This is a genomic window from Gallaecimonas kandeliae (assembly GCF_030450055.1).
GTDB classification, from domain to species: Bacteria; Pseudomonadota; Gammaproteobacteria; order Enterobacterales; family Gallaecimonadaceae; genus Gallaecimonas; species Gallaecimonas kandeliae.
On record NZ_CP118480.1, the window covers coordinates 2,167,162 to 2,188,384 of the forward strand.

The 21,223-nt window shown below is 60.4% G+C and carries 16 protein-coding genes; 5 read left to right on the forward strand and 11 right to left on the reverse strand.

Features of this window, described 5'->3' with window-relative positions; all coding sequences use genetic code 11:
• Window positions 1-9: 9 nt before the first annotated feature.
• Together PVT67_RS10705 and fabB are read right to left on the reverse strand one after the other, a co-directional pair.
• The gene (locus PVT67_RS10705; protein ID WP_301493563.1) at window positions 10-1,086 is read right to left on the reverse strand and encodes a 4-phosphoerythronate dehydrogenase; all 1,077 of its coding nucleotides are present in this window, start codon (window positions 1,084-1,086) and stop codon (window positions 10-12) included.
• 61 nt (window positions 1,087-1,147) lie between these two features.
• Window positions 1,148-2,362 (reverse strand): beta-ketoacyl-ACP synthase I, encoded by a 1,215-nt coding sequence (fabB, locus tag PVT67_RS10710; protein WP_301493565.1) that lies wholly within the window; start codon window positions 2,360-2,362, stop codon window positions 1,148-1,150.
• Window positions 2,363-2,497: 135 nt separating this feature from the next.
• On the opposite strand from fabB, the gene mnmC reads away from it, so the two are divergent.
• Window positions 2,498-4,402, forward strand: a complete 1,905-nt coding sequence (gene mnmC, locus PVT67_RS10715) for a bifunctional tRNA (5-methylaminomethyl-2-thiouridine)(34)-methyltransferase MnmC2/FAD-dependent 5-carboxymethylaminomethyl-2-thiouridine(34) oxidoreductase MnmC1 (protein ID WP_301493567.1) — start codon at window positions 2,498-2,500, stop codon at window positions 4,400-4,402.
• A gap of 146 nt (window positions 4,403-4,548) precedes the next feature.
• Here mnmC and PVT67_RS10720 read toward each other — a convergent pair whose 3' ends face one another.
• From PVT67_RS10720 to prmB, 5 genes are read right to left on the reverse strand one after another with little or no spacing between them, the layout of a single operon-like run.
• Window positions 4,549-4,818, reverse strand: coding sequence for a YfcL family protein (locus tag PVT67_RS10720; RefSeq protein ID WP_301493569.1), 270 nt, complete (start codon window positions 4,816-4,818; stop codon window positions 4,549-4,551).
• Window positions 4,819-4,820: 2 nt separating this feature from the next.
• Window positions 4,821-5,930, reverse strand: a complete 1,110-nt coding sequence (locus PVT67_RS10725; protein WP_301493571.1) for an ATP-NAD kinase family protein — start codon at window positions 5,928-5,930, stop codon at window positions 4,821-4,823.
• Entirely contained in the window at window positions 5,927-6,463 is a 537-nt protein-coding gene (locus tag PVT67_RS10730) for an elongation factor P hydroxylase (protein ID WP_301493572.1), read from the reverse strand. The genes PVT67_RS10725 and PVT67_RS10730 overlap by 4 nt, the downstream gene beginning before the upstream one ends.
• A gap of 5 nt (window positions 6,464-6,468) precedes the next feature.
• Window positions 6,469-7,533 (reverse strand): chorismate synthase, encoded by a 1,065-nt coding sequence (aroC, locus tag PVT67_RS10735; protein ID WP_301493574.1) that lies wholly within the window; start codon window positions 7,531-7,533, stop codon window positions 6,469-6,471.
• 2 nt (window positions 7,534-7,535) lie between these two features.
• Window positions 7,536-8,474: a 50S ribosomal protein L3 N(5)-glutamine methyltransferase gene (gene prmB, locus PVT67_RS10740; protein ID WP_301493576.1), complete on the reverse strand. Its 939-nt coding sequence runs from the start codon at window positions 8,472-8,474 to the stop codon at window positions 7,536-7,538.
• Window positions 8,475-8,524: 50 nt separating this feature from the next.
• Between prmB and smrB the strand changes: the two genes are divergently transcribed.
• Window positions 8,525-9,043 (forward strand): endonuclease SmrB, encoded by a 519-nt coding sequence (smrB, locus tag PVT67_RS10745; RefSeq protein ID WP_301493577.1) that lies wholly within the window; start codon window positions 8,525-8,527, stop codon window positions 9,041-9,043.
• Here the strand turns inward: smrB and sixA are convergent.
• Window positions 9,032-9,490 (reverse strand): phosphohistidine phosphatase SixA, encoded by a 459-nt coding sequence (gene sixA, locus PVT67_RS10750; protein WP_301493578.1) that lies wholly within the window; start codon window positions 9,488-9,490, stop codon window positions 9,032-9,034. The genes smrB and sixA overlap by 12 nt on opposite strands.
• A 109-nt stretch (window positions 9,491-9,599) precedes the next feature.
• Between sixA and PVT67_RS10755 the strand changes: the two genes are divergently transcribed.
• From PVT67_RS10755 to PVT67_RS10765, 3 genes are all read left to right on the forward strand, one after another.
• Window positions 9,600-12,362: an insulinase family protein gene (locus PVT67_RS10755; protein ID WP_301493579.1), complete on the forward strand. Its 2,763-nt coding sequence runs from the start codon at window positions 9,600-9,602 to the stop codon at window positions 12,360-12,362.
• A gap of 262 nt (window positions 12,363-12,624) precedes the next feature.
• Window positions 12,625-16,902, forward strand: a complete 4,278-nt coding sequence (locus PVT67_RS10760; protein ID WP_301493580.1) for an EAL domain-containing protein — start codon at window positions 12,625-12,627, stop codon at window positions 16,900-16,902.
• A gap of 77 nt (window positions 16,903-16,979) precedes the next feature.
• Window positions 16,980-17,126 carry a hypothetical protein gene (locus PVT67_RS10765; protein ID WP_301493582.1) on the forward strand — a complete coding sequence of 49 codons (147 nt, stop codon included), beginning with the start codon at window positions 16,980-16,982 and terminating at the stop codon, window positions 17,124-17,126.
• 159 nt (window positions 17,127-17,285) lie between these two features.
• Here the strand turns inward: PVT67_RS10765 and PVT67_RS10770 are convergent, their stop codons facing one another.
• The 3 genes from PVT67_RS10770 to fadI all read right to left on the reverse strand — a co-directional run bounded on the left by PVT67_RS10770 (window position 17,286) and on the right by fadI (window position 21,069).
• A complete protein-coding gene (locus PVT67_RS10770) occupies window positions 17,286-17,489 on the reverse strand; it encodes a hypothetical protein (RefSeq protein WP_301493584.1) in 204 nt (67 codons plus the stop codon).
• Window positions 17,490-17,602: 113 nt separating this feature from the next.
• Complete coding sequence (gene fadJ, locus PVT67_RS10775; RefSeq protein ID WP_301493587.1) at window positions 17,603-19,756, reverse strand: fatty acid oxidation complex subunit alpha FadJ; 2,154 nt, start codon at window positions 19,754-19,756, stop codon at window positions 17,603-17,605.
• Window positions 19,756-21,069 (reverse strand): acetyl-CoA C-acyltransferase FadI, encoded by a 1,314-nt coding sequence (gene fadI / locus PVT67_RS10780; protein ID WP_301493589.1) that lies wholly within the window; start codon window positions 21,067-21,069, stop codon window positions 19,756-19,758. The genes fadJ and fadI overlap by 1 nt, the downstream gene beginning before the upstream one ends.
• Between the last annotated feature and the right edge of the window lie 154 nt (window positions 21,070-21,223).

Here is a 21,223-nt window from a genome sequence, read left to right on the forward strand (position 1 = left end):
ATTACCTCGTCAATTCGCCCCAAAGCCCCATGCTTTGCAGCGCTCGTCTTGCGTTTCAATCTCGACGCTGGCCCATTCCCGTCTCATCGGGTAGCTGCGGCGCAGGGCGTCGAAGGTCTGGCCGGACGCGAGGCCGGCACGAAACCAGGCATCGTCGTCGCGAATATCGTAAATCAGGTTGCCAAGCTTCCTGGGGTCGGGCCTGGCAGCTGTCACCCTGGCCACGGAAGGCGCAGGCAGCTGCGCCTTGAAGTTCCCGGCCACGGGCCGCTCCAGTTGGGCACAGAGCTGCTCATAGAGCATCCAACTGCCGCGGCGCTTGCCTTCCAGGCTGTGCCCGGCGATATGGGGCGTCAACCAGAGGGCAAGGGCCAAGAGGCGCCGGTCGAAATCCGGCTCGGCCTCATACACATCCAACACCGCCTCGCCGCGCCCGGCCTCGAGCCAGGCCACCAGGGCGGCGTTGTCCACCACTGAGCCGCGGCAGCTGTTGATCAGCAAGGTCCCCGCCTTCAGGGCCGCCAGCTGCGCTTCCCTCAACATCTTGCGGGTGCCCTCGCCACCCGGCACATGCAGGGTCAGCACGTCCACTTGCGGCAGCAAGGCCTCCAGGCTGATGAAATCCGGCTCGCCCCTTGGCGGGTCACAGCACAGCACCTTAACACCGAGCGCATTTAGCCGTCTAGACAGCCGAGAGCCGATGTTACCCACCCCCACTATGCCGACGCTAAGGCCGCTGAGCTCTTTGCCCCTAAGGAAGGCCCAATTAAGGACGGCAGACAGCACATAGTCGGCCACCGCATCGGCGTTGCAGCCGGGGGCGGCGCACCAATGGATGCCCTTTTGCTCGAGCAGCGCAGTGTCCAGGTGCTCGGTGCCTATGGTAGCGCTACCGACGAAGCGAAGCTTGGGCGTCTTGTCCAAAAGTGTGGCGTCCACCTTGGTCACGGAGCGGACCAGCAGCACCTCGGCCTCAGCCAGCTGTTCGTCGCTGGGAATACGGCCCTCGAAACGGGCAATGGGGCCGAGTTCGCTGAAGAGTTCATCGACCAGGGGCATGAGGCCGTCGGCCAGGATCTGGGGCATATTGCAGGCACAAAAAAACCGGTTTGGGGCAGTCTACCCCAAACCGGCCTTGTTTGGAGCCTTAGCCCTGGTAGCGTTTCAGCACCAGGGAGGCGTTGGTACCGCCAAAGCCGAAGCTGTTGGACATCACCAGATCCAGCTTGGCTTCCTGAGCTTGACGCACTATGGGCATGCCCTCGGCCTTCTCGTCCAGGTTCTCGACGTTGATGGAGGGGGCGATGAAGCCGTGCTCCATCATCAGCAGGCTATAGATGGCCTCATGGGCACCGGCGGCGCCCAGGGCGTGGCCTGTCATGGCCTTGGTGGCGGAGATGGCCGGTATCTTGTCGCCGAACAGGGTGCGGATGGCTTCCAGCTCTTTGACGTCACCCACAGGGGTGGAGGTGCCGTGGGTGTTGATGTAGTCCACGTCGCCTTCGACACCGTGCAGGGCCTGCTGCATGCAGCGCAGGGCGCCTTCGCCGCTGGGGGCAACCATGTCGTAACCGTCGGAGGTGGCGCCGTAGCCGACGATCTCGGCGTAGATCTTGGCGCCGCGAGCCAGGGCGTGCTCCAGTTCCTCGACCACGACCATGCCGCCGCCACCGGAGATGACGAAGCCGTCACGGTCGGCGTCATAGGTACGGGAGGCCTTTTGTGGGGTCTCGTTGTACTTGGTGGACAGGGCACCCATGGCGTCGAACATCATGGCCAGGGTCCAATCCACTTCTTCACCGCCACCGGCAAAGACCATGTCCTGCTTGCCCATCTGGATAAGCTCGGCAGCGTGGCCGATACAGTGGGCAGAGGTGGAACAGGCGGAGCTGATGGAGTAGTTCACGCCCTTGATCTTGAAGGGGGTGGCCAGGCAGGCGGAGACGGTGGAGGACATGGTGCGGGGTACCATGTAGGGGCCGACCCTTTTCACGCCCTTCTCACGCAAGGTGTCGATGGCGATGCTCTGGTTCTTGCTGGAGGCGCCGCCGGAGCCGGCCACTATGCCGACGCGGGGATTGGATACCTGCTCTTCGCTCAGGCCGGCGTCTTTGATGGCCTGGTCCATGGCGATATAGGCATAGCCGGCCGCTTCCCCCATGAAGCGGATGGCCTTGCGGTCGATGTGCTCGCTGATGTCCAGCTTGACGTCACCCCAAACCTGGGAGCGCAGGCCCATTTCGTCAAATTGCTCGGAGCGGGTGATACCGCTCTTGCCGGCTTTGAGGGAAGCCAGGACTTCCTCAGCGTTGTTGCCGATGCTGGAAACGATCCCCAGACCGGTGATCACGACGCGTTTCATCTTGCCTCACTTGGATTCCATTTGGTTAAGCCTATGGTACGCAAAGGGGCCGACCCAAGTGGTCGGCTTTCCCCATGGTCCCGTACTGCCCAGGGGGGTAGAATACGCCCCCCGAGCCTCGGCCAGATGACAAAGATGCGACAAGCGACCATCCATTTCAATGAGCAGGGTACGCCGGTAGCGGCGGACTTCGGCGACGTCTACTTCTCCAACGCCTCAGGGTTGGAGGAAAGCCGTCACGTCTTCCTGAAAAACAATGGCCTGCCGGAACGCTTCGCGCACCATCAGGGCGCCTTCGTCATCGCCGAAACGGGCTTCGGCACGGGCCTCAACTTCCTGGCCGCCTGGCAGGCCTTCGACGCCCACGCCGGGGTCGATGCCCGGCTGCATTTCATCAGCACCGAGAAGTTTCCCCTCACTAGGGCCGACCTCGCCGCCGCCTTGGCCGCCTGGCCCGAGCTGGCCGAGTTCTCGGCGCAGCTGATAAAGGATTATCCCCCCGCCCTGCCCGGCTGCCACCGGCTGCTGTTCTGTGGCGGGCGCGTCACATTGGATCTCTGGTTGGGAGACATCGCCGAGCTGCTGCCGGCCTGGCACAGGCCTCAAGGGGGCCTGGTGGACGCCTGGTTCCTGGACGGCTTCGCCCCAGCCAAGAACCCACAAATGTGGCAGCAGAGCCTTTTCGACGCCATGGCGCGCCTGGCCAAGCCCGGCGGCAGCTTCGCCACCTTTACCGCCGCCGGCTTCGTGCGCCGAGGCCTCCTGGCCGCCGGCTTCGAGGCCAGGAAGGTGCCGGGTTTTGGCAGCAAGCGGGAGATGCTGGCCGGCCGCCTGACCGAGTTCCAGGAACAAGTTGCGCCAGGCTCCTATGAAAGGCAGCCGGCCAAGTCCCTTGGCAAGGTGGCCATCATAGGCGCCGGGTTGGCCGGCAGTGCCCTGGCCTGGCAGCTGCGCCGCCGGGGTATCGAAGCCCTGCTTTTCTGCAAGGACAAAGAGCCCGCCGTCGGTGCCTCCGGCAACCCCCAGGGGGCGCTCTATCCGCTTTTGAACATCGAGCACGACGCCGTCAGCCAGCTCTTTGCCGCCGCCTTCGGCTACAGCCGCCGCATCATAGAAAAAAGCCCTGTACCTCAGGGCCTCGACGGCCTCTTGCAGCTGGCCCTGGATGACAAGCTGGAGGAGCGCTACCGGCGCCTTGCCGAACGCTTCAAAGCCCTTTGCCGTTATGTGGACGCCGATGAAGCTGGCACCCTGGCCGGCATCGCCCAGCCCTATCCCGGCCTTTATTTCGAAGACGCCGGCTGGCTCAAGCCCCCGGCCCTGGTGGACTGGCTGCTTGGCGAAAACCAGGTGCGCTTCGGTCTTGATATCACCGCCATCGACAAGACAGCGGGCGGCTGGCGGCTGATGGCCGGGAAAGAAGAGCTGGGCGAATTCGACAACGTACTGCTGGCCGCCGGCGCCGGAAACATAGTCCTTGCCGGCAAGCTGCCGCTGACCGCCGTCCGAGGACAGATCAGTCAGGTGGAGGCCAAAGGGGAGCTGGCCGGGCTCAAGACGGTGCTCTGCCACAACGGCTATATGACCCCGGCTCATCAAGGGGCACTCTGCATCGGCGCCAGCTTTGTGCGCCAGGATCTGGATACGGATATACGGTACAACGAGCACCAGGAGAACCTGGAGAAACTCCAGGGCAGCTTCCCCGATGCACCCTGGCTGCCGACGGAGAAAGCCATCCAAGGCGGCAACGCCGGCACCCGGGTGGTGCTGCGGGATCACCTGCCGATGGTAGGCGCTTTGCCGGACGAGGCCGGCTACCAAGGCAAAGGGTTAGACGATATGGAGACTACCGAACACCAGGGGCTCTGGCTGCTGGGGGGCCTTGGCGCCCGCGGCGTCACCTCAGGGCTGCTCTGCGCCGACGTGCTGGTGTCCCAGCTGCTGGACGAGCCCCAGCCCCTGCCACAGGTGGTGCTGGACGCCCTGATGCCGAACCGGTTCTGGGTAAGGCGCCTTAAGAAAGGCCAGCCAATTTATTGATCTAAGGAAGATCCACAGAAGGCTGGGAGCGTCGCGAGCGAAGCCAAGATAAGGCAAAAAGGCCCTGGGGAAGCGGAGTTTACATAGCGTAAATGAGCATTCCCCAGGGCCTTTTTAACGCCAGATTGGCGAGCGCAGTAGCTACCTTATTGGCTGAGGCGCTCCCAGAGGCCTACCACCAATTGCTGATCCTGGGGATTGAGTTCGCCGTTGGCGATGGCGCCGTCCAGGCTCTGGCGCACCCGGCCCTTGAGGGTGTCGACGCAGCGCTCGTCCCCTTCCAGCTCGTATTGCCCGGCGGAAAGCATGACGTGGCCCTGCAGGTAGCCGCCGGCGAAGAGCTCGTCGTCATTGCCGGTCACCACCAGTTGGTCCAGCTGCTCTTGGATGTTGTCGAGGAATTGGTCGTAGGCCATGGTCAGTCCGTAGGGTTGGCGGCCCGGTACATGACGCTGTCCCGGTAGCCGGTGATGATGGGATAGATGCCGGTCAGCTCAACGTCCAAGGCCGCGTCGCCGGTATCGATGATAAGGGGCCGGCCCTCCAGGGCCTGGAGCTTGCGCTTGGTGGCCACCACCAGGATGTTCTCCCGGCCTATGGCGCGGATGACGCGCGGGCTCAGCTGCTGGTTGCCGCGGCCGAAGAGGTGGCCCTGGCCGCCGATAAGGGTGATCACCAGTTGGGTGCCGGGGCGAAGGGCCTCGAACAGCTGGGCTTCGGTGAGATCGCTCGCAATAAGCTGCTCGTCCTCCACCAGGTCCACGCCCAAGAGGGTGTTAGGCAGGCCCAACTCCGCCATGATGAAGGCGACGGTGCTGCCCGAGCCCATCACGTAGCGCCGGCCCGGCTCCATGCGGCTGATGACTTCCGCCGCTATGTCGTGCAGCACCAGTTCGTCCGATTCCTTGCCGCCCTGCTTGACCGCCTGCACATAGCGCAGCGAGGCCGGGATGCACATCTCGCCGAAACGCTTGGCCCGCACCACGCCTTCACGGAACTGGGTTTCGTCTATGTCCATGACGTCCGCCTCGATGAGGCTCAACAGCTCCCCCTGGTGCAGGGAGGCGATGAGTTCGCCGGCCGCCTTGGGAGTGACGGCGTAGACGCCAGAATGGATCTTGCAGCCGGCGGGCACGCCCAGTACCGGCAGCTTTTCCTCCACCACAGAGCAGATGTCCCTGGCCGTGCCGTCGCCGCCGGCAAAGAGCAGCAGCTCCACCTGGGCCGCCAGCAAGGCCTGGGCCGCCGCCTTGGAATCCTCGGCCGTGGTCTCGAGGGGCGCCTGGTAAGCCACCTCGAAGGTAAAGCCCATCTCGGCCAGCAGATCGGCCCCCATCTCGCCGGAGGCGGTGACGAAGGAGAGCTGGTCCTTGAGGGCCAGCAAGGGTTCGAGGGCTGTGCGGGTCCGGTTGTTGGCCTGCTTGACGGCGCCGCGCGCCAGGGCCTCTTCGACGACGCCGTCGCTGCCCTTGAGGGCCACGCTGCCGCCGACCCCGGCCACGGGGTTGATGATAAGGCCCAGCTTCATGCCGCCTGCTCCCAGCCAAAATCCGCCGCCGTCACAGGGCCGCGGCCATAGAATTCCGCCAGCACTTCCATAAAGCGGGCCGCCCTCGGCGGGAAGCCGTGCTCGAGGTAGGCCAGCACCTGGGCATGGACCTTCTGCTGGAAACCCTGGCGGTCCGGCTCGGCGCTGCCGTTCAAGTTGTCGGTGCTGACATTGAAGCGGAAACCGGCGGCGGCGCAAAGGCCCCATTCGATGGCCTGGGGCTTGACCTCCACTTCCTCGAAAGCCTTTTGCTGGGCGTTATCGCGGCCGTCCGGGCAATACCAGTAGCCGTAATCCACCAGCTCGCGGCGCTGGTCGCCGGCCAGGCACCAGTGGGCGATTTCGTGGAGCGCCGAGGCGTAGTAGCCGTGGGCGAAAACCACCCTGTGGTGAGGGTGCTCGCCGTCTGCCGGCAGGTAGATGGGCTCGTCATCGCCCCTCACCAGCTCGGTATTGTGGCTGGCGAGGAAGGTGGCATTGAAGAGCGAGATGAGGTCTGGGTATTGGTGCATACGACTCAAATGCGTCCGGTCTGTCCTCTGTGGCGCAGCCAGTGATCCATCAGGGTCAGGGCCAGCATGGCCTCGGCGATGGGCACGGCGCGGATGCCGACACAGGGGTCGTGGCGGCCCTTGGTGACCACTTCGACGGCATTGCCGTCCACGTCGATGCTGCGCCCCGGCACCTTGATGCTGGAGGTGGGCTTGAGGGCGATGTTGACGCTGATGGTCTGGCCTGTGCTGATGCCACCGAGGATGCCACCGGCATGGTTGGTCAAGAAGCCTTCCTCTGGGGTTATTTCGTCGCGATGCTGTGAACCGCGCTGGCGGGCGGCCTCAAAGCCGTCCCCTATCTCCACGCCCTTGACGGCGTTGATGCACATCATGGCCTTGGCAATGTCGGCGTCCAGGCGGTCGAAGACCGGCTCCCCCAGGCCGACAGGCACGCCGCTGGCTTCCACCACCAGCTTGGCGCCGATGGAATCGCCTTCTTTCTTGATGGCGCGCAGCAGCTCGTCCAGGGACGCCAGCTTACTCTCGTCACCACAGAAGAAGGGGTTCTGTTCCACCTGGCTCCAGTCCACCACAGGGCAGTCCACCTCGCCCATGGCGGTGAGGGCGCCGCGAATGGTCACGCCCTGCTGGGCCAGCCACTTCTTGGCGATGGCACCGGCGGCCACCCGCATGGCGGTCTCGCGAGCGCTGGAGCGGCCACCGCCGCGGTAGTCGCGCAGGCCGTACTTGTGGTGGTAGCCATAGTCGGCGTGGCCGGGGCGGAACTGCCTGGCTATCTCCGAGTAATCCTGGGAGCGCTGGTCGGTGTTCTCGATGAGCAGCCCTATGGGGGTGCCTGTGGTCCTGCCCTCGAAGGTGCCGGAGAGGATCTTGACCTGGTCGGCCTCCTGGCGCGGCGTGGTGTAACGCGAGCTGCCGGGGCGGCGGCGGTCGAGGTCGTGCTGCAAGTCCGCTTCGGTCAGTTCCAGGCCAGGGGGGCAGCCGTCGACGATGGCCCCCAGGGCCAGGCCGTGGCTCTCGCCGAAGGTGGTGACGGTGAAGATAGTCCCGAAGGTATTACCGGCCATCCTTAATCCTTGTAGAGGCTGAACAGGTCCGCGTGTGCGTCCAGATCTTCCTTGGTGATCAGGAAGACGCCGCTGCCGCCGCGCTCGAACTCGAGCCAAGTGATGGGCAGCTCGGGATACTGGTGGTTCATGTGCACTTCGCTGTTGCCCACTTCGCAGATGAGGATGCCGCCGTCTTTGAGGTGCTTGCCGGCGTTGGCGAGGATGCGGTTGACCAGCTTGAGGCCGTCGCTACCGGCGGCCAGGGCCACGGCGGGCTCATGGTGGTATTCGTTCGGCAGGTCACCCATGTCCTCGGCGTCCACGTAGGGAGGGTTGGTGACGATGAGGTCGTACTTCTCCCCTTCCGGAATGGCGCGGAACAGATCCGAGTGGATGGGGGTCACTTGGTGCAGCAGGCCGTGTTCTTCGATGTTGCGCTCGGCCACCGCCAGGGCGTCCTTGGACAGATCGGTGATATCCACTTCCGCTTCGGGGAAATGGTGAGCGCAGGCGATACCGATGCAGCCGGAGCCGGTGCAGAGATCCAGGATGCGGGTCACCTCGCGGCCGTCCAGCCAGGGAGAAAACTGGTTCTCGATGAGTTCGCCTATGGGAGAACGGGGAATGAGCACCCGCTCGTCCACATAAAAGGGCATGTGGCAGAACCAGGCCTGGTTGGTGATGTAAGGCACCGGCTTGCGTTCCTGGATGCGCACCATGATGCGCTCGACGATGCGCTGACGCTCGGACAGGGTCAGGCGGGCATGACGGGTGTCGTTGTCGATGTCCATGGGCAGGTAGAGGCTGGCCAGCACCAGGGCGACGGCTTCGTCCCAGGGGTTGTCGGTACCGTGGCCGTAATAGATGTTGGCGGCGCTAAAACGGCTGACTGCCCAACGGATCATGTCCTGAATGGTATGAAGCTCGGCGACGGCCTCATCCAGAAAAATCTTGTCCAACTCTGCCTCCCATTTCAGCCCGGCACCACGCTGGGCTACACTATGGCCCCATGAAAAAGCCCCCCATCGACAACGACGAGCAGGCCCTTTTCCTCGAGGCCATGGCCGGAACCCGGCCGCTGGCGCAGGATACCATAGGCCACGAGCGCCCGCGACGCCCCAAGAAGCGGCAGCTGGCCGAGCAGAAGGCGGCCCGTGAGGCGAGCTTCTATTTTTCCGACAGCTACCAACCCCATTTCGGCGAGAACTGGCCTAACCATGTCCGTGAAGGAGTTTCGGCGGGAGAGCTGAAAAAACTGCGGCGCGGCGACTATGCGCCCGAGATGACCCTGGATCTGCACGGCATGAACCGCGAGGAAGCCAAGCTGGAGCTGGCTGCCCTTATCGACAGGGCTGTCAAAGATCAGGTGTTCTGCCTCTGTGTACTGCACGGCATAGGGGGCGGAACCTTGAAGCGGCAGGTGCCGGCCTGGCTGGCCCAGCACCCCAGGGTGATGGCCATGCACTCGGCCCCCCTCGAATACGGCGGCCAGGGGGCGCTGTTGGTGCTGGTGGACTCAGTCCACTGAGGAAAACTGCCGCAGGCTGATGCTGGCTTTGCCGTCCTCGATGTCGATCACCACGATCTGGGCCGTGGCAAAAGCCATGGGCATCTCCCCCGGCACCAGCCTTTCCACCAGGTAGGACACCAGCGGCATATGGGAGACGATGAGCACCCGCTTCAGCTCCGGGGAGCCGGCCAATAGGTCGGCCACGGCTTCGATGTCTCCGGCCGGCACCAGCTCGGGCAACACCAGCCGCGGCGGCGCCAGGCCAAGGCCAGCCACCACCTGGTCGGCCGTCTGTTGGGCCCGCAGGTAGGTGCTGACCCAGAGGGCATCCGGTTGCCAGCCCTGGCTTTTGAGCCATTGGCCCTGGGCCAATGCCTGGTGCTGACCGTATTCGGTGAGGCGGCGCTCGGCGTCACGGGCTATCTGTGGCTCCGCTTCGCCATGGCGCATGACCAGGATCTGCATCTTTTTTCTCCCAACAAAGATGGTCGCGCAGTGTACAGAAAGGTATCGGCGTTTCCAATCTCGATAAGGGCGGTCATAATGTCTATTCGACCTCCCAACAGGGGCAACTGTGCGTAAAAGTCCTTTCGATCACCGTACTTACCGACACATCACCCTGGCCAACGGCCTGCCGGTACTGGTGGTGGAGGACGCCAAGAGCCACAGGGCGGCGGCGGCAGTGGCCGTGCGGGTGGGGCATTTCTTCGACCCTGCTCACAGGGAAGGCCTGGCCCACTTTGTCGAGCACCTGTTGTTCCTGGGCACGGATACGCACCCAGGCGCAGGGGAGTATCAAAACTTCATCCAGGAAGCGGGCGGCAACCACAACGCCTGGACAGGCACAGAGCAGTCCAGCTATTTCTTCGACGTCCAGCCACAGCATTTCGCCGAGGCACTATGGCGCTTCTCCCGCTTCTTCGTCTGCCCCCTGCTCTCCCCCGATGCCGTTGACAAGGAAAGGCACGCCATCGACGCCGAATACCGGTTGAAGATCCAGGACGACACCCGCCGCATCTACCAGGTGCACAAGGCGGTGGTGAACCCCGAGCATCCCTTCAGCAAGTTCTCGGTGGGCAACCTCGAGACCCTGGCCGGGGACCCAGCCGAGCTGGCCGCCGAGGCCAGGGATCTATTCGAGCGTCACTACCATGCCGGCAACATGACCCTGGTGCTCTACGGCCCCCAAGCCGTGGCAGAACTCTCTTCCTGGGCCCACAGCTATTTTTCGGAGCTGCCCAGCGGCCACAAGGTGCCTGCCTTCTGGGAAGGCACCCGCCTCTACCAGAGCCTGCCCTTCCAAGTCTCGGCCCGCCCTTTGAAAGAGCAGCGGCGCCTGGCGGTGAACTTCCCGTTGCCCTCGGTGCAGGCCGAGTACCGCCAAAAACCCCTGACTTTCATCAGCCACCTGTTGGGGCATGAAGGACCGGGCAGCCTGCTGGCCTACCTCAAAGCCAAGAATTGGGTGGAGGCCATGTCTGCCGGTGGCGGCATCAGCGGCAGCGGCTTTCGCGAATATGCGGTGCAGTTCCTGCTCACCGAAGAAGGGGAAGGCCGCCAGGCGGAGATCGTCGAGGCCCTCTTTGCCATGCTGGCGCTGATCCGCGACCAGGGACTGGAAGAGTGGCGATTCAAGGAGCGCCAGCAGCTGGCGGAGCAGTCCTTCCGGCTGATGGAAGTCACTGAACCCATGGACTACAGCAGCCACCTGGCGGTGAACCTGCTGCAATTCCCACCCGAAGATGTGCTCTACGGCGACTTCGTGATGGCGGGATTCGACCCGCTGCGGGTTTCCTATTGGCTGGACTTCCTCAGCCCGGACAACCTGCGCCTGGGGCTGGTCTCACCTTCGGTGGAGGGGGAAATGGAAGCCCCCTGGTACCACACCCCTTTCCTGACCAGGCCCATCAGCAAAGAATGGCTGGGCCGCTGGAAGCACCCCTCCCTCATCGCCGAGTTGCGACTGCCGGGGCCTAACCCCTTCCTGGGACAGGCGCCGGATCCGGCCCCCCTCGGCCGGGTGCAGAACAAGCCGGAAAAGGTCAACCGGGGCCCCCACCAGCGCCTCTGGCACTGGCAGGACCCGGATTTCAGGCTGCCCAAGGGTCATCTCTACCTGGCCATGGAAAGCCCCTGGGCCATGCAGTCGCCCAAACACATCGCCCTCACCCGCCTCTGGCTGGACATGGTCTCGGAATCCCTGGGCGGCGAGCTCTACGATGCCGAGCTGGCGGGGCTCAACTGGCAACTCTACCCACAGCAGGCAGGCATCACACTGCAACTGGGGGGCATTCTCGGCCGCCAGCACCGGCTGTTCAGCCACATCACCCAGCGGCTGCTGGACAAGGCCCCGCCCCAAGGGGTGATGGAGCTTTGCCGCCAGGCCCTGCTGCGCCAATACCGCTCACTAAAGCAGCAGAAACCGGTGCAGCAGCTGCTGGCCGAGCTGACAAGGCTGTTGCAGCCGTCCCACCCCGGCTATGAGCGCCTGGCGCAAGAAATGGTCACCCTGGATTACGAGGATCTGCTCGAGCACAAGGCGCTGGTGACGGGCTCGCTTTTCGTCGAAGGCCTGGTCCATGGCAGCGCCCCCCTCGAGGAAGTGGAGCCCTGGCTGGAGGAAGTGACCTCGAGAGCCGCTGGCAGCGAACCGACACGCCGGGTCATTACCTTGCAGCAGCGCGGCCCCCTGCTGCGAACCCGGGCCGTGGAGCACCCCGACTCGGCGCTGCTGGTCTACTACCAAGGCCACCGGGCTTCGGCCACCGAGCATGCCTTCTTCATGCTGGCCCAGCAGCTGATGAGTGCCACCTTCTTCGACGAGCTTCGCAACAAGCAACAACTGGGGTACCTGCTGGGGATCAGCCTCTTTCCCATGCAGCGCCTGCCGGGGCTGCTCTTCTATGTGCAGAGCCCGGTGGCTGGCCCGGTGCAGCTGCTGGACGCCATAGACGACTTCATCGCGGACTTTTCCCTGCTGCTGCTGGGCCTGACCGAAGGGCAATGGCGGGCCGCCAAAGGGGTTTTGCTGCATCAGTTGGCCCAGCCCGACGCCACCTTGGCAGACCGCAGCGCCAGACTTTGGCACGCCATAGGCCAGGGGGATCTCACCTTCGATTGGCGCCAGCGGCTGGCCGCGGCCGTCAAAGGTTTCAGCCGTACCCAGCTGATCCGGATGATGGTCAAGCGCCTCAAGGCCAAGCAGTCGGACAGGCTGCTGCTGGCCAGCGTCGGCGAGCGGCACCGCAACCTGCAGCCCTTGGAAGGTTATCGCCTCATTACCGACCTGGCGCTGTTCAAGAGCCAATCCCATCAGCAGCACTGGCCTCTTTCCTGAGGCTGGCGCCAGAGGGGCATTCGTCTTCAATAATCAAAACAAACTGTGGGGAAAATCTCCTCGCTTTCGGTCGTACTGCTACAAATCGGTTCAAAAATGCGCCTGCCCACCCTAATTTCAATCTTCCTCCCTGTACCGAGCGGGCCTGGGAGACTGATTTCAGCCTACGTCTTCATCAACTTACCGAGGCGCCTTTGACAGCCCTAGGTGCCTAAGTTATAAGGAAGTACTGAACTTATACACCTCGGCCCAGGTTGCCCTGATGTGGCGAAAAGCAATAACAATCACAATCCACTTTGCGCTTGCCCTTTGTGTCTTTAACATGCCACAAGCATGGTCATCCACCTCATCGCCCCCCGCCTTCTACACCTACAAGAAAGTGTCCAAGGAAGACAGCCTGCCCCAGGTAACGGTATTCGATATTGCTAAAGACAACGAAGGTTTTTTCTGGTTGGCAACGGCCGGGGGATTGAGCCGTTATGACGGCAGCAACATTACAAACTATCTGCCCGGAAGCGAGCTATTTCCTCTCCAATCAGCCTTCATTCGAAATATCACCGTCGATAAATCCGGAAAAATTTGGGTGGGAACTCAAGGAGGGCTACTTAAAAAAGAAAAGGATCGCTCTGTTTTCACTATCGTTAATGCATTTAAGGGAAAGACAATTTGGTCAGTAACCCCCATCTCCGACAAGGAAATCCTTGTTGGTACAACTGAAATGCTTTATCTCTATTTTCCAGAAAAAGAAAAGATAGAGAGTCACTACCCACTAGCTCAAGTAAAATCGGTCGAGCCATACAAGAGTGAATACTTGATCGGGACCTATGCCGATGGCTTTTTTACTGCCACAAATCACTGGAGTAACTTCCAGAACACAAAGGAATTTGGCAGCAATATAAACAAAATAAAAACGACAACCGACGGTTATTTTGTTGCTTCGGAAGGAGGATTCTACTTCTCTAACAAGAATGGGACTCATCGCCTTTCAAAGCAAAAAACTCACGATTTTTTACAAGAAGGAGATGGCAGTTATGTACTTGCAACTGACAACGGCACCTTCGTTCTGCAGGACAGCAAGGAAATACTATTGCAGTCAGGAAAATCCTGGTCTCTTTTCAAGGATGGTTCGGACCTTTATATCGGTACTCATACCAGCGGGTTATTCGTATTAAAACAAATAAAACCTGGAGTAATGAATCATATTCTTGACAATACTGATGGTTACTACATAAAGTCTCTGGCAAATGTTGGAAATCTGCTTTTCTTCTTGGATAACAACGGCTACCATAGTCAAAACTTACAAACTGGCGACATCACTGACCTTGATGATTCAGGAGTGATAAGAATTTTTCCAGGCGACAACGGTTTTCTAGCTATCACCAAAGCAGGCTTTTACCTCTTTCGCGATGGTAAAATCACAGAAAAATATGTGAAGGATGACATAAATTTCGCCAAGTTTGACTCTGGCTATTGGTTGCTGTCGGACAAAAACAATAATATTTACAAAATAATAAATTCCAAATTAATCAGTATATCTTCTCTAGAGAAGTGCAATCCTGGTTACATCAATTCTGTCAATCTAACCTCAGAAAACATCTATGTTGCTGGAGCCGAAGGTCTCTGCAGGAAAAATTTAAAGAGTGGCTTCGAAGATAAAATAGATGGCAATTGGACCAAGAGGATTCATAACTACAAAGATGCCATCTATGCAGTGCAGAAGGATGGCTCTCTGCTCGACATCAAGAGCAAAGGAAGCTTCAAGATAAAACTCAAGCCTGGTGAAGAAATCTATTCAAGCGAACTCATCACCAGGCCTGTTGGTGACATTTTCTTAGTAGTCACATCTTTAGGCTTCCGATTTTATGAAATTGGTAAAAATTTGCTTGACCTAAACCGCTACGCACTTATCGACTCCCGCTATAATGGCCTGCAGGAGTACACCTCTACGGCCATCACAGTGCTCGATCAAGACACTGTTCTTCTTGGAGGAACGGGAGGTTATACCCAGGTTTGGTTACCTGCACTTCAAAAAGACAACTTGAGTGGCACCCTCACCATTTCGGATCTAAAGATATTTGGCGATGAACGTTTTGATCTTTTGGACAAGTTGAACCAAGACAGAGAAATTACGGTCCCCTACCATGCATACCCACTTTCGATAGGGCTTTCCTTTGTCAACACCCCTTTCCCGGACAGGGCAGAAATTGAATACCAGCTGTCAAGTTTTGATAACCATTGGTATGAACTGGACAGCTCAAACAAGCTCGTTCTTAGCAAAATGGAATCTGGCAGTCACCACCTGATCTTCAGAGCAGTCGACAACGGTCAAGTGATTGCTCAATCAGACCCCATCATCATTCAAGTACTACCTCCCTGGTGGCGAAGTAATATCGCCATAGGCTTCTATGCCTTCTTGCTGTTCTTTATTGCCGCCCATATTAGCTCCATCGTCAGGACCAGGCGCCGGCAGCACGCAAAAATAGTGAAGAGCGAGGAACGTCTCAAATTGGCCCTCTGGGGCAGCGGCGACGAGCTTTGGGACTGGGACATAGAGAAAGGCAACATCTACCGCTCCAACATATGGGACTCGCTGCAACTTCCCGACGACGGTGTCCGGAGCTTGGATAACAGAAATAACATCTACCCAAAAGATCTGCCTAGAGTGACATCAGTGCTCAACGCCTGCTTTTCGGGAGAGCAGGATGAGTTCGAGATCGCCTACCGCGTAAAGGGTAAAGATGAAGACTGGATTTGGCTGTTGGATAGGGGACGGGTCGTCGAGTACAACGAAAAAGGTGCCCCCATTCGTATGACGGGTACCATAAAAAACATCTCCAAGCTGAAAAAGACGGAGGAGATGCTCAAACTCCTGGCCCAATCCTTCCGTAACATCTCAGACGCCATCTGTATCACATCACCGGACTTCGTGATCCAGGAGATAAACGAGTCCTTTACCCGTATTACCGGTCTGAGCAGGGACGAGGCTATCGGCAAACCTTGGAACTTCTCCCTCTATAGCGACAGCTTCCTTGAGCAGATAAAAACCACCCTGGATAAGTCAGGCCGCTGGCATGACGAGCTGGAGGCCAAACGCAAGGACGGCGATTACTACCCCATAGAGATCACCATCGACAGGGTCATGGACGAAGAGAAGGACTCTTATCACTTCGTTGCCGTCTTCTCCGATATCTCCGAACGCAAGGAAAAGGAAAGGGAACTGGAAAGGCTGACCAACACTGACCCCCTGACCAGCCTCCCCAACCGCAGCTTCTTCATGACGACCTTGGCCACCTTGGTCAGGCGTAAACAGCCCTTCGCCCTGCTGGTACTGGATCTCAACAACTTCAAACAGGTCAACGATTCCCTTGGCCACCAGTATGGCGACCAGTTGCTGATCGAAATCGCCGACCGCCTGCAATATGTGCTGGGCACCAACCACGCCCTTTATCGCCTCGGCGGCGACGAATTTGCCATCATCATCGACAACCTGGGCAAGCTGGAAGAAGTGACTCGCCTGTCTGGCCTGCTGCATCGCCAACTCTTCGCCCCCTTCTACCTGCGCGGCGAAGAAATCAACATGACCAGTGCCATAGGCGCCGTGCTTTATCCTGAAGACGGCGATAACCCGGAAAACCTGCTCCGTAACGCCGACGCCGCCATGTACCACGCCAAGCACGTGGGTGGCGACATCTGCCAGTTCTTCTCCAGTACCATGAACGAACAAGCCCATGCCCGCCTGGCCTTGGAAAACAGGGTCAGGAAAGGGCTTCGCGAAAACCTGTTCGAGGTCTTTTACCAGCCCAAGGCCGATACCTTCAGCGGCCAATGCAAAGGGGCCGAGGCCCTGCTGCGGCTGCCCGACGGCAAAGGGGGTTATATCTCTCCTGCCGACTTTATCCCCATTGCCGAGGAAAGTGGTCTCATCCTCGACCTGGGCGCCTGGGTGCTAAACGCCAGTTGCCAACAGGTCAAAAAATGGTATGACCATGGGCTTTTCCCCGGCCGTATCGCAATCAACCTCTCGGCGCGGCAATTCCGTCAGCAGGATCTGGTAGCCCGTATCGACGAGGTCCTGGAAAACTGTGGCCTGCCACCACACATGTTGGAGCTGGAAATTACCGAAGGGGCCATGATGGAGGATCCCATCCGTGCCATAGCCGTAATGGAAAGGCTTCGTGAAAGGGGTATTACCCTGGCCATGGATGATTTCGGGACTGGCTATTCCTCCCTCTCCCATTTACGCCAATTCCCTGTCACCAGCGTGAAAATCGACAGGTCCTTCGTCAAGGATTTGACGGTAGATTCCAGCGCCCGCAGCCTGACCGCCGCCATTATTTCCCTGGCCAAGAACATGGAACTCCATGTGGTGGCAGAAGGGGTGGAAACCGAGGAGCAATTGTTGGCGCTGCGCAACCTCAATTGCCCTGTCTGCCAGGGATTCCTGTTCGGTAAACCCATGGCTGCAATGGACTTCGAGCAATTGTTAATCAAAAGGGGCGGGAAATTGGGCCCGGCCGAGGTGGTGCGGCTGAAACGTTAAAGCTTTTAGATATTGGCATGTAGTTTGTATCGCTAATGATTGCTCGACCCTATTGCAATCATTAAGAGGATACCGACATGTTTAACGTTATTCTGCTGAGTACTTTGCTGAACTTCTTCTCTGGTCAAGTCACCACTTCGGGTAATGACCCTGTGCAGCTGAAATCTTCAGCCGGCATCCAAGTCACGGCTACAGCGATGACAGATGAAGAAGTTGGGATCTAACCATGTTTACCCTTCTGAAGGCTTGGCTTAACAAGCGCCATAGGCGCAGCAGGCTGCCTGAAGGGTTGGAGACACTGGCAATTACGGTGACCCCGGCCCAGCGGTGGTGGTCCTGATATGAAAAAAGGCGCCTTAGGCGCCTTTTCTTTTCGCTGTTCTTCAGGCCGGGAACAGGACCCCGGAAAAGCCGCAGACTTTCCGCCACCAGAGGCGTTTGCTGGCCTGCAGCATGGGCCAGGCCAGGGGACCTGCAAAAAAGCCCACCAGCGCCCAGTGATTGGGCCTTATCCCCCCTTTCCAAGCTTCCACATAGAACAACAAGGCAAAGACTGGGGACAGGAAAGGCAACAGCAACCAGGACATGGAATACCTCTTACAGCGAAGGCGCGCAGTTTAGCACGGCGGCGATTTTATGACCAGGCCATGGCAGCCAGCAGGCCGACAAAAAAGGGGAGCACAGCTTCCCCTTTTCATCATCAATCCTGATAGAAGCTGCCGCCTTCCTCGGCCATCTTCTCCAGCAGCGCGCAGGGGGTAAAGCGCCCGCCGTGCTGGCTCTCCAGGGCCTTGAGCTTGGCCACCACCGCCTTGGCACCCAGCTTGTCCATATAGCGGAAGGGGCCGCCCAGGAAAGGCGGGAAGCCGATGCCGAAGATGGCACCTATGTCGCCGTCACGGGCGCTCTGGATGATGCCTTCCTCCAGGCAGCGGGCCGCCTCGTTGAGCATCTGCAGCAGGGTGCGCTCGGCGATGGCCTCAGGATCCAGCTTGCCGGCCGGGCTGATCCCCAGCACCTGGTAGACGGACTCGTCCACCGGCTTCCTGGATTGTTTCTTGAAGGGGTTCCAAGACCTGGGCAAGTCCTTGTATTGGTAGAAGCCCTTCTGGACCTTCTTGCCCTTGCGGCCGTCAGCCAGCAGCTTGTCGAAAGCGGCCGGTGCCTGGAAGCGCTCGCCCAGCTCCTTCTCGAGGATGGGGGCTATCTTGGCGCCCACGTCTATGCCCACTTCGTCCAGCAGCGTCATGGGGCCAACCGGCATGCCGAAGGCGGTCAAAGCCTTGTCCAGCTTCTCCACCGGCTCCCCTTCCATCAGCAGGTAGGCCGCCTCGTTCATGTAGAGGCCGAGGATACGGTTGACATAGAAGCCGGCGCCGTCCTTCACCACGATCGGCGTCTTGCCCTGGCGGCGGGCGAAGGCGACTGTGGTGGCGATGGTCTGGGGCGAGGTCCCTTCATGGGCGATGATCTCGGCCAGGGGCATCTTGTCCACGGGCGAGAAGTAGTGCAGGCCAATGACGTTCTCGGGGCGCTCAGCCGCCTGGGCTATCTGCCCTATGGGCAGGGAGGAAGTGTTGGAGGCAAAGATGGTGTCGGGGCGGCAATGGCTTTCCACATCCTTGACCATCTGGTGTTTGAGTTCTAAGTCCTCAAACACCGCCTCGACCACCAGATCCACGTCGTGGAAGCCACGGTACTGGGTATCGCCGCTCAGCATCATCATCTGTTTCTGGGCCTGGGCCTTGCTCAGATGGCGACGCTTGACCTTCTTCATCAGCAGGTCATAGCTGTACTTGTAGGCGTGGCTGATGCCCTGCTCGGAGATGTCCTTGATGCGGGTGGGGATGCCGGCCTTGGTGACGGTAACGTTGGCGATACCACCGCCCATCAGGCCGCCGCCCAAGACCGCCGCCTTGTGGACCTTCTTGGGCGCCACGCCTTCGGCGCCGGTTTCCTTCTTCATCTGGGTGGTGGCGAAGAAGAGGCCGCGCAGCTGCTTGCTCTCGGGGCTCTTGACCAGTTCACCGAAATGTTTGGCTTCGACGGCCAGGCCCGCCGCCATGCCGTCGGTCATGCCGACGCGCACGCAGTCGATGATCTTCAGCGGCGCCGGGTAATGGCCGCCGGTCTTCTTCAGTACCGCCTTGCGGGCCTGATCGAAGACGATGTTGCGGCCGACGCCGTTGTCTTCCAGCAGCTTGTCCTTGAGACCATGCTTGACGCCCACGCGCTGCGGCTTGCCTTTCTTGGCCAAAGCTATGGCCACGTCCAGCAGTATGCTTTTCGGTACCACTTCGTCCACCAGGCCGGTCTTCTTGGCCTGCTTGGGGCGCAGCTGCTTGCCGGTCAGCATCATGTCCAGGGCTTTTTGGATCCCCACCAGGCGCGGCAGGCGCTGGGTACCACCGGAGCCAGGCAGCAGGCCCAGCTGCACTTCCGGCAGGCCCAGGGCCGTCTTGTCCCAGTCGGAAGCGACCCGGCCATGGCAGGCCATGGCCAACTCCAGGCCACCGCCAAGGCAGGGGCCGTGAATGGCGGCGATCAGCGGCACCTTCAGGGCCTCCAATTCGGCGCAGATGGCGTGGCCGGCTTTGGACAGAGCCTCGGCATCCTCGCTGGTCTCGCATTTATCCAGCATGCCGATGTCGGCGCCGGCGATGAAGGAGTCGGGCTTGCCGGACACCAGCACCAGGCCCTTGACGGCGCTGTCGTGGCGGATCTGGTCGAGGATGGCACGGATCTCCTCGGCGAAGGCGGCTTTCAGGGTATTCATGGACTCGCCTGGCACATCCATGCTGATGATGCCGATGCCGTCTTCGCGCAGCTCGAAGCTGAAAGTCTTGTCAGTCATTATTCGGCCTCCAGTACCATGGCGGCGGCCAGGCCGCCGGCGGCGCAGGCGGGGGTCAAACCCAGGCCGCCGCCGCGGCGTTTCAGCTCACGCAGGGTCTGGGTGATCATGCGGGTGCCGGTGGCGGCGAAGGGGTGGCCATAGGCGATGGAGCCGCCCAGCACGTTGAACTTGTCCATGTCGATCTCCCCTGTGGCCTTGTCGCGGCCCAGCTTCTCACGGGCGAATTTGTCGGAGGCGAACATCTTGACGTTAGCCAGGGTCTGGGCGGCGAAGGCCTCGTGCATCTCGATGAGAGTCAGATCCGCCAGGGTGATGCCGGCGCGGTCCAGGGCCATGGGTGTGGCGTAGGAGGGGCCCATCAGCATGTCTTCCCAGACGTCGATGGCGGCAAAGGCATAGGAGCGGATGTAGCCCAGGGGCTCGTAGCCCAGTTCCTTGGCCCTGCCCTCGCGCATCAGTATGACGGCCGAAGCACCGTCGGTGAGCGGGGTGGCGTTGGCGGCCGTCACTGAGCCGAACTTGCGGTCGAAGACCGGCTTCAGTTTGGCGTAGCTGGCCAGTTCGGAGTTTTCGCGGACGTTGTTGTCCTTGTCCAAGAAGCCCTTGTAAGGCTCGGCGTGGGCCACCATCACTTCGTCACGCAGCAGGCCGTCGGCCCAGGCCTTGGCGGCCAGGCTGTGGGAGCGGTGGGCCAGCTCGTCTTGCGCAGCCCGGCTGATGCCGTGGCTCTTGGCCATCTGCTCGGCGTTATCGCCCATGGACAGGCCAGTGCTGTATTCGGCCACGGCCGGTGACACCGGCAGCAGATCCTTGAGGCCCAGGCGGCGGAAGATCTGGAATTTCTGGCCAAGGGTCCGGGCCTTGGTCAGATCCACCAGGGCGCGGGCCAGGCTCTTGGATACCCCAATCGGCAGCACAGAGGAGGAGTCGGCGCCGCCGGCGATGCCGATCTCCACAGTGCCGCTGAGGATGGATTCCACCACGTTGACGGTGGACTGGAAGGAGGTGGCGCAGGCACGGGACACGCTGTAGGCGTCGGTGTGCACATTCATGCCGGTGCCCAGCACGATTTCACGGGCGATGTTGGGGGCTTCCGGCATCTGCACCACCTGGCCGAACACCAGTTGGTCCACCAGCTTGGGGTCCAGCTCGCTGCGGGTCAGCAGTTCGTTGACTACCATCTTGCCCAGATCCAGCGCCGGCACCCCGTGGTAATAGGTGGCCTGGCGGGCAAAAGGCGTACGCAGACCGGCCACGACGGCGATGCGTTCGCCGCTGCCGGTCTTCAGGTTTTGGGTTCTCGCCGTCATCCCTTTCCTCTCTCTTCTGTTATCTCGTCTCGACCCATCAGAGGTCTGACCTGTAAAGGCCGATTGTAACCAGTCCCCGGCAAAATGGAAACGCCTCCCCGTGGAGTGGATATGGACCTCAAAGGCGTTTTCCGTTACAACAGGTCAACACTCC

Excerpts from the sequence above, each read along its gene's own strand:
- PVT67_RS10705 (WP_301493563.1), bottom strand. The coding sequence starts at position 1,086 with ATGCCCCAGATCCTGGCCGACGGCCTCATGCCCCTGGTCGATGAACTC.
- fabB (WP_301493565.1), bottom strand. The coding sequence starts at position 2,362 with ATGAAACGCGTCGTGATCACCGGTCTGGGGATCGTTTCCAGCATCGGC.
- mnmC (WP_301493567.1), top strand. The coding sequence starts at position 2,498 with ATGCGACAAGCGACCATCCATTTCAATGAGCAGGGTACGCCGGTAGCG.
- PVT67_RS10720 (WP_301493569.1), bottom strand. The coding sequence starts at position 4,818 with ATGGCCTACGACCAATTCCTCGACAACATCCAAGAGCAGCTGGACCAA.
- PVT67_RS10725 (WP_301493571.1), bottom strand. The coding sequence starts at position 5,930 with ATGAAGCTGGGCCTTATCATCAACCCCGTGGCCGGGGTCGGCGGCAGC.
- PVT67_RS10730 (WP_301493572.1), bottom strand. The coding sequence starts at position 6,463 with ATGCACCAATACCCAGACCTCATCTCGCTCTTCAATGCCACCTTCCTC.
- aroC (WP_301493574.1), bottom strand. The coding sequence starts at position 7,533 with ATGGCCGGTAATACCTTCGGGACTATCTTCACCGTCACCACCTTCGGC.
- smrB (WP_301493577.1), top strand. The coding sequence starts at position 8,525 with ATGAAAAAGCCCCCCATCGACAACGACGAGCAGGCCCTTTTCCTCGAG.
- sixA (WP_301493578.1), bottom strand. The coding sequence starts at position 9,490 with ATGCAGATCCTGGTCATGCGCCATGGCGAAGCGGAGCCACAGATAGCC.
- PVT67_RS10760 (WP_301493580.1), top strand. The coding sequence starts at position 12,625 with ATGTGGCGAAAAGCAATAACAATCACAATCCACTTTGCGCTTGCCCTT.
- PVT67_RS10765 (WP_301493582.1), top strand. The coding sequence starts at position 16,980 with ATGTTTAACGTTATTCTGCTGAGTACTTTGCTGAACTTCTTCTCTGGT.
- PVT67_RS10770 (WP_301493584.1), bottom strand. The coding sequence starts at position 17,489 with ATGTCCTGGTTGCTGTTGCCTTTCCTGTCCCCAGTCTTTGCCTTGTTG.
- fadJ (WP_301493587.1), bottom strand. The coding sequence starts at position 19,756 with ATGACTGACAAGACTTTCAGCTTCGAGCTGCGCGAAGACGGCATCGGC.
- fadI (WP_301493589.1), bottom strand. The coding sequence starts at position 21,069 with ATGACGGCGAGAACCCAAAACCTGAAGACCGGCAGCGGCGAACGCATC.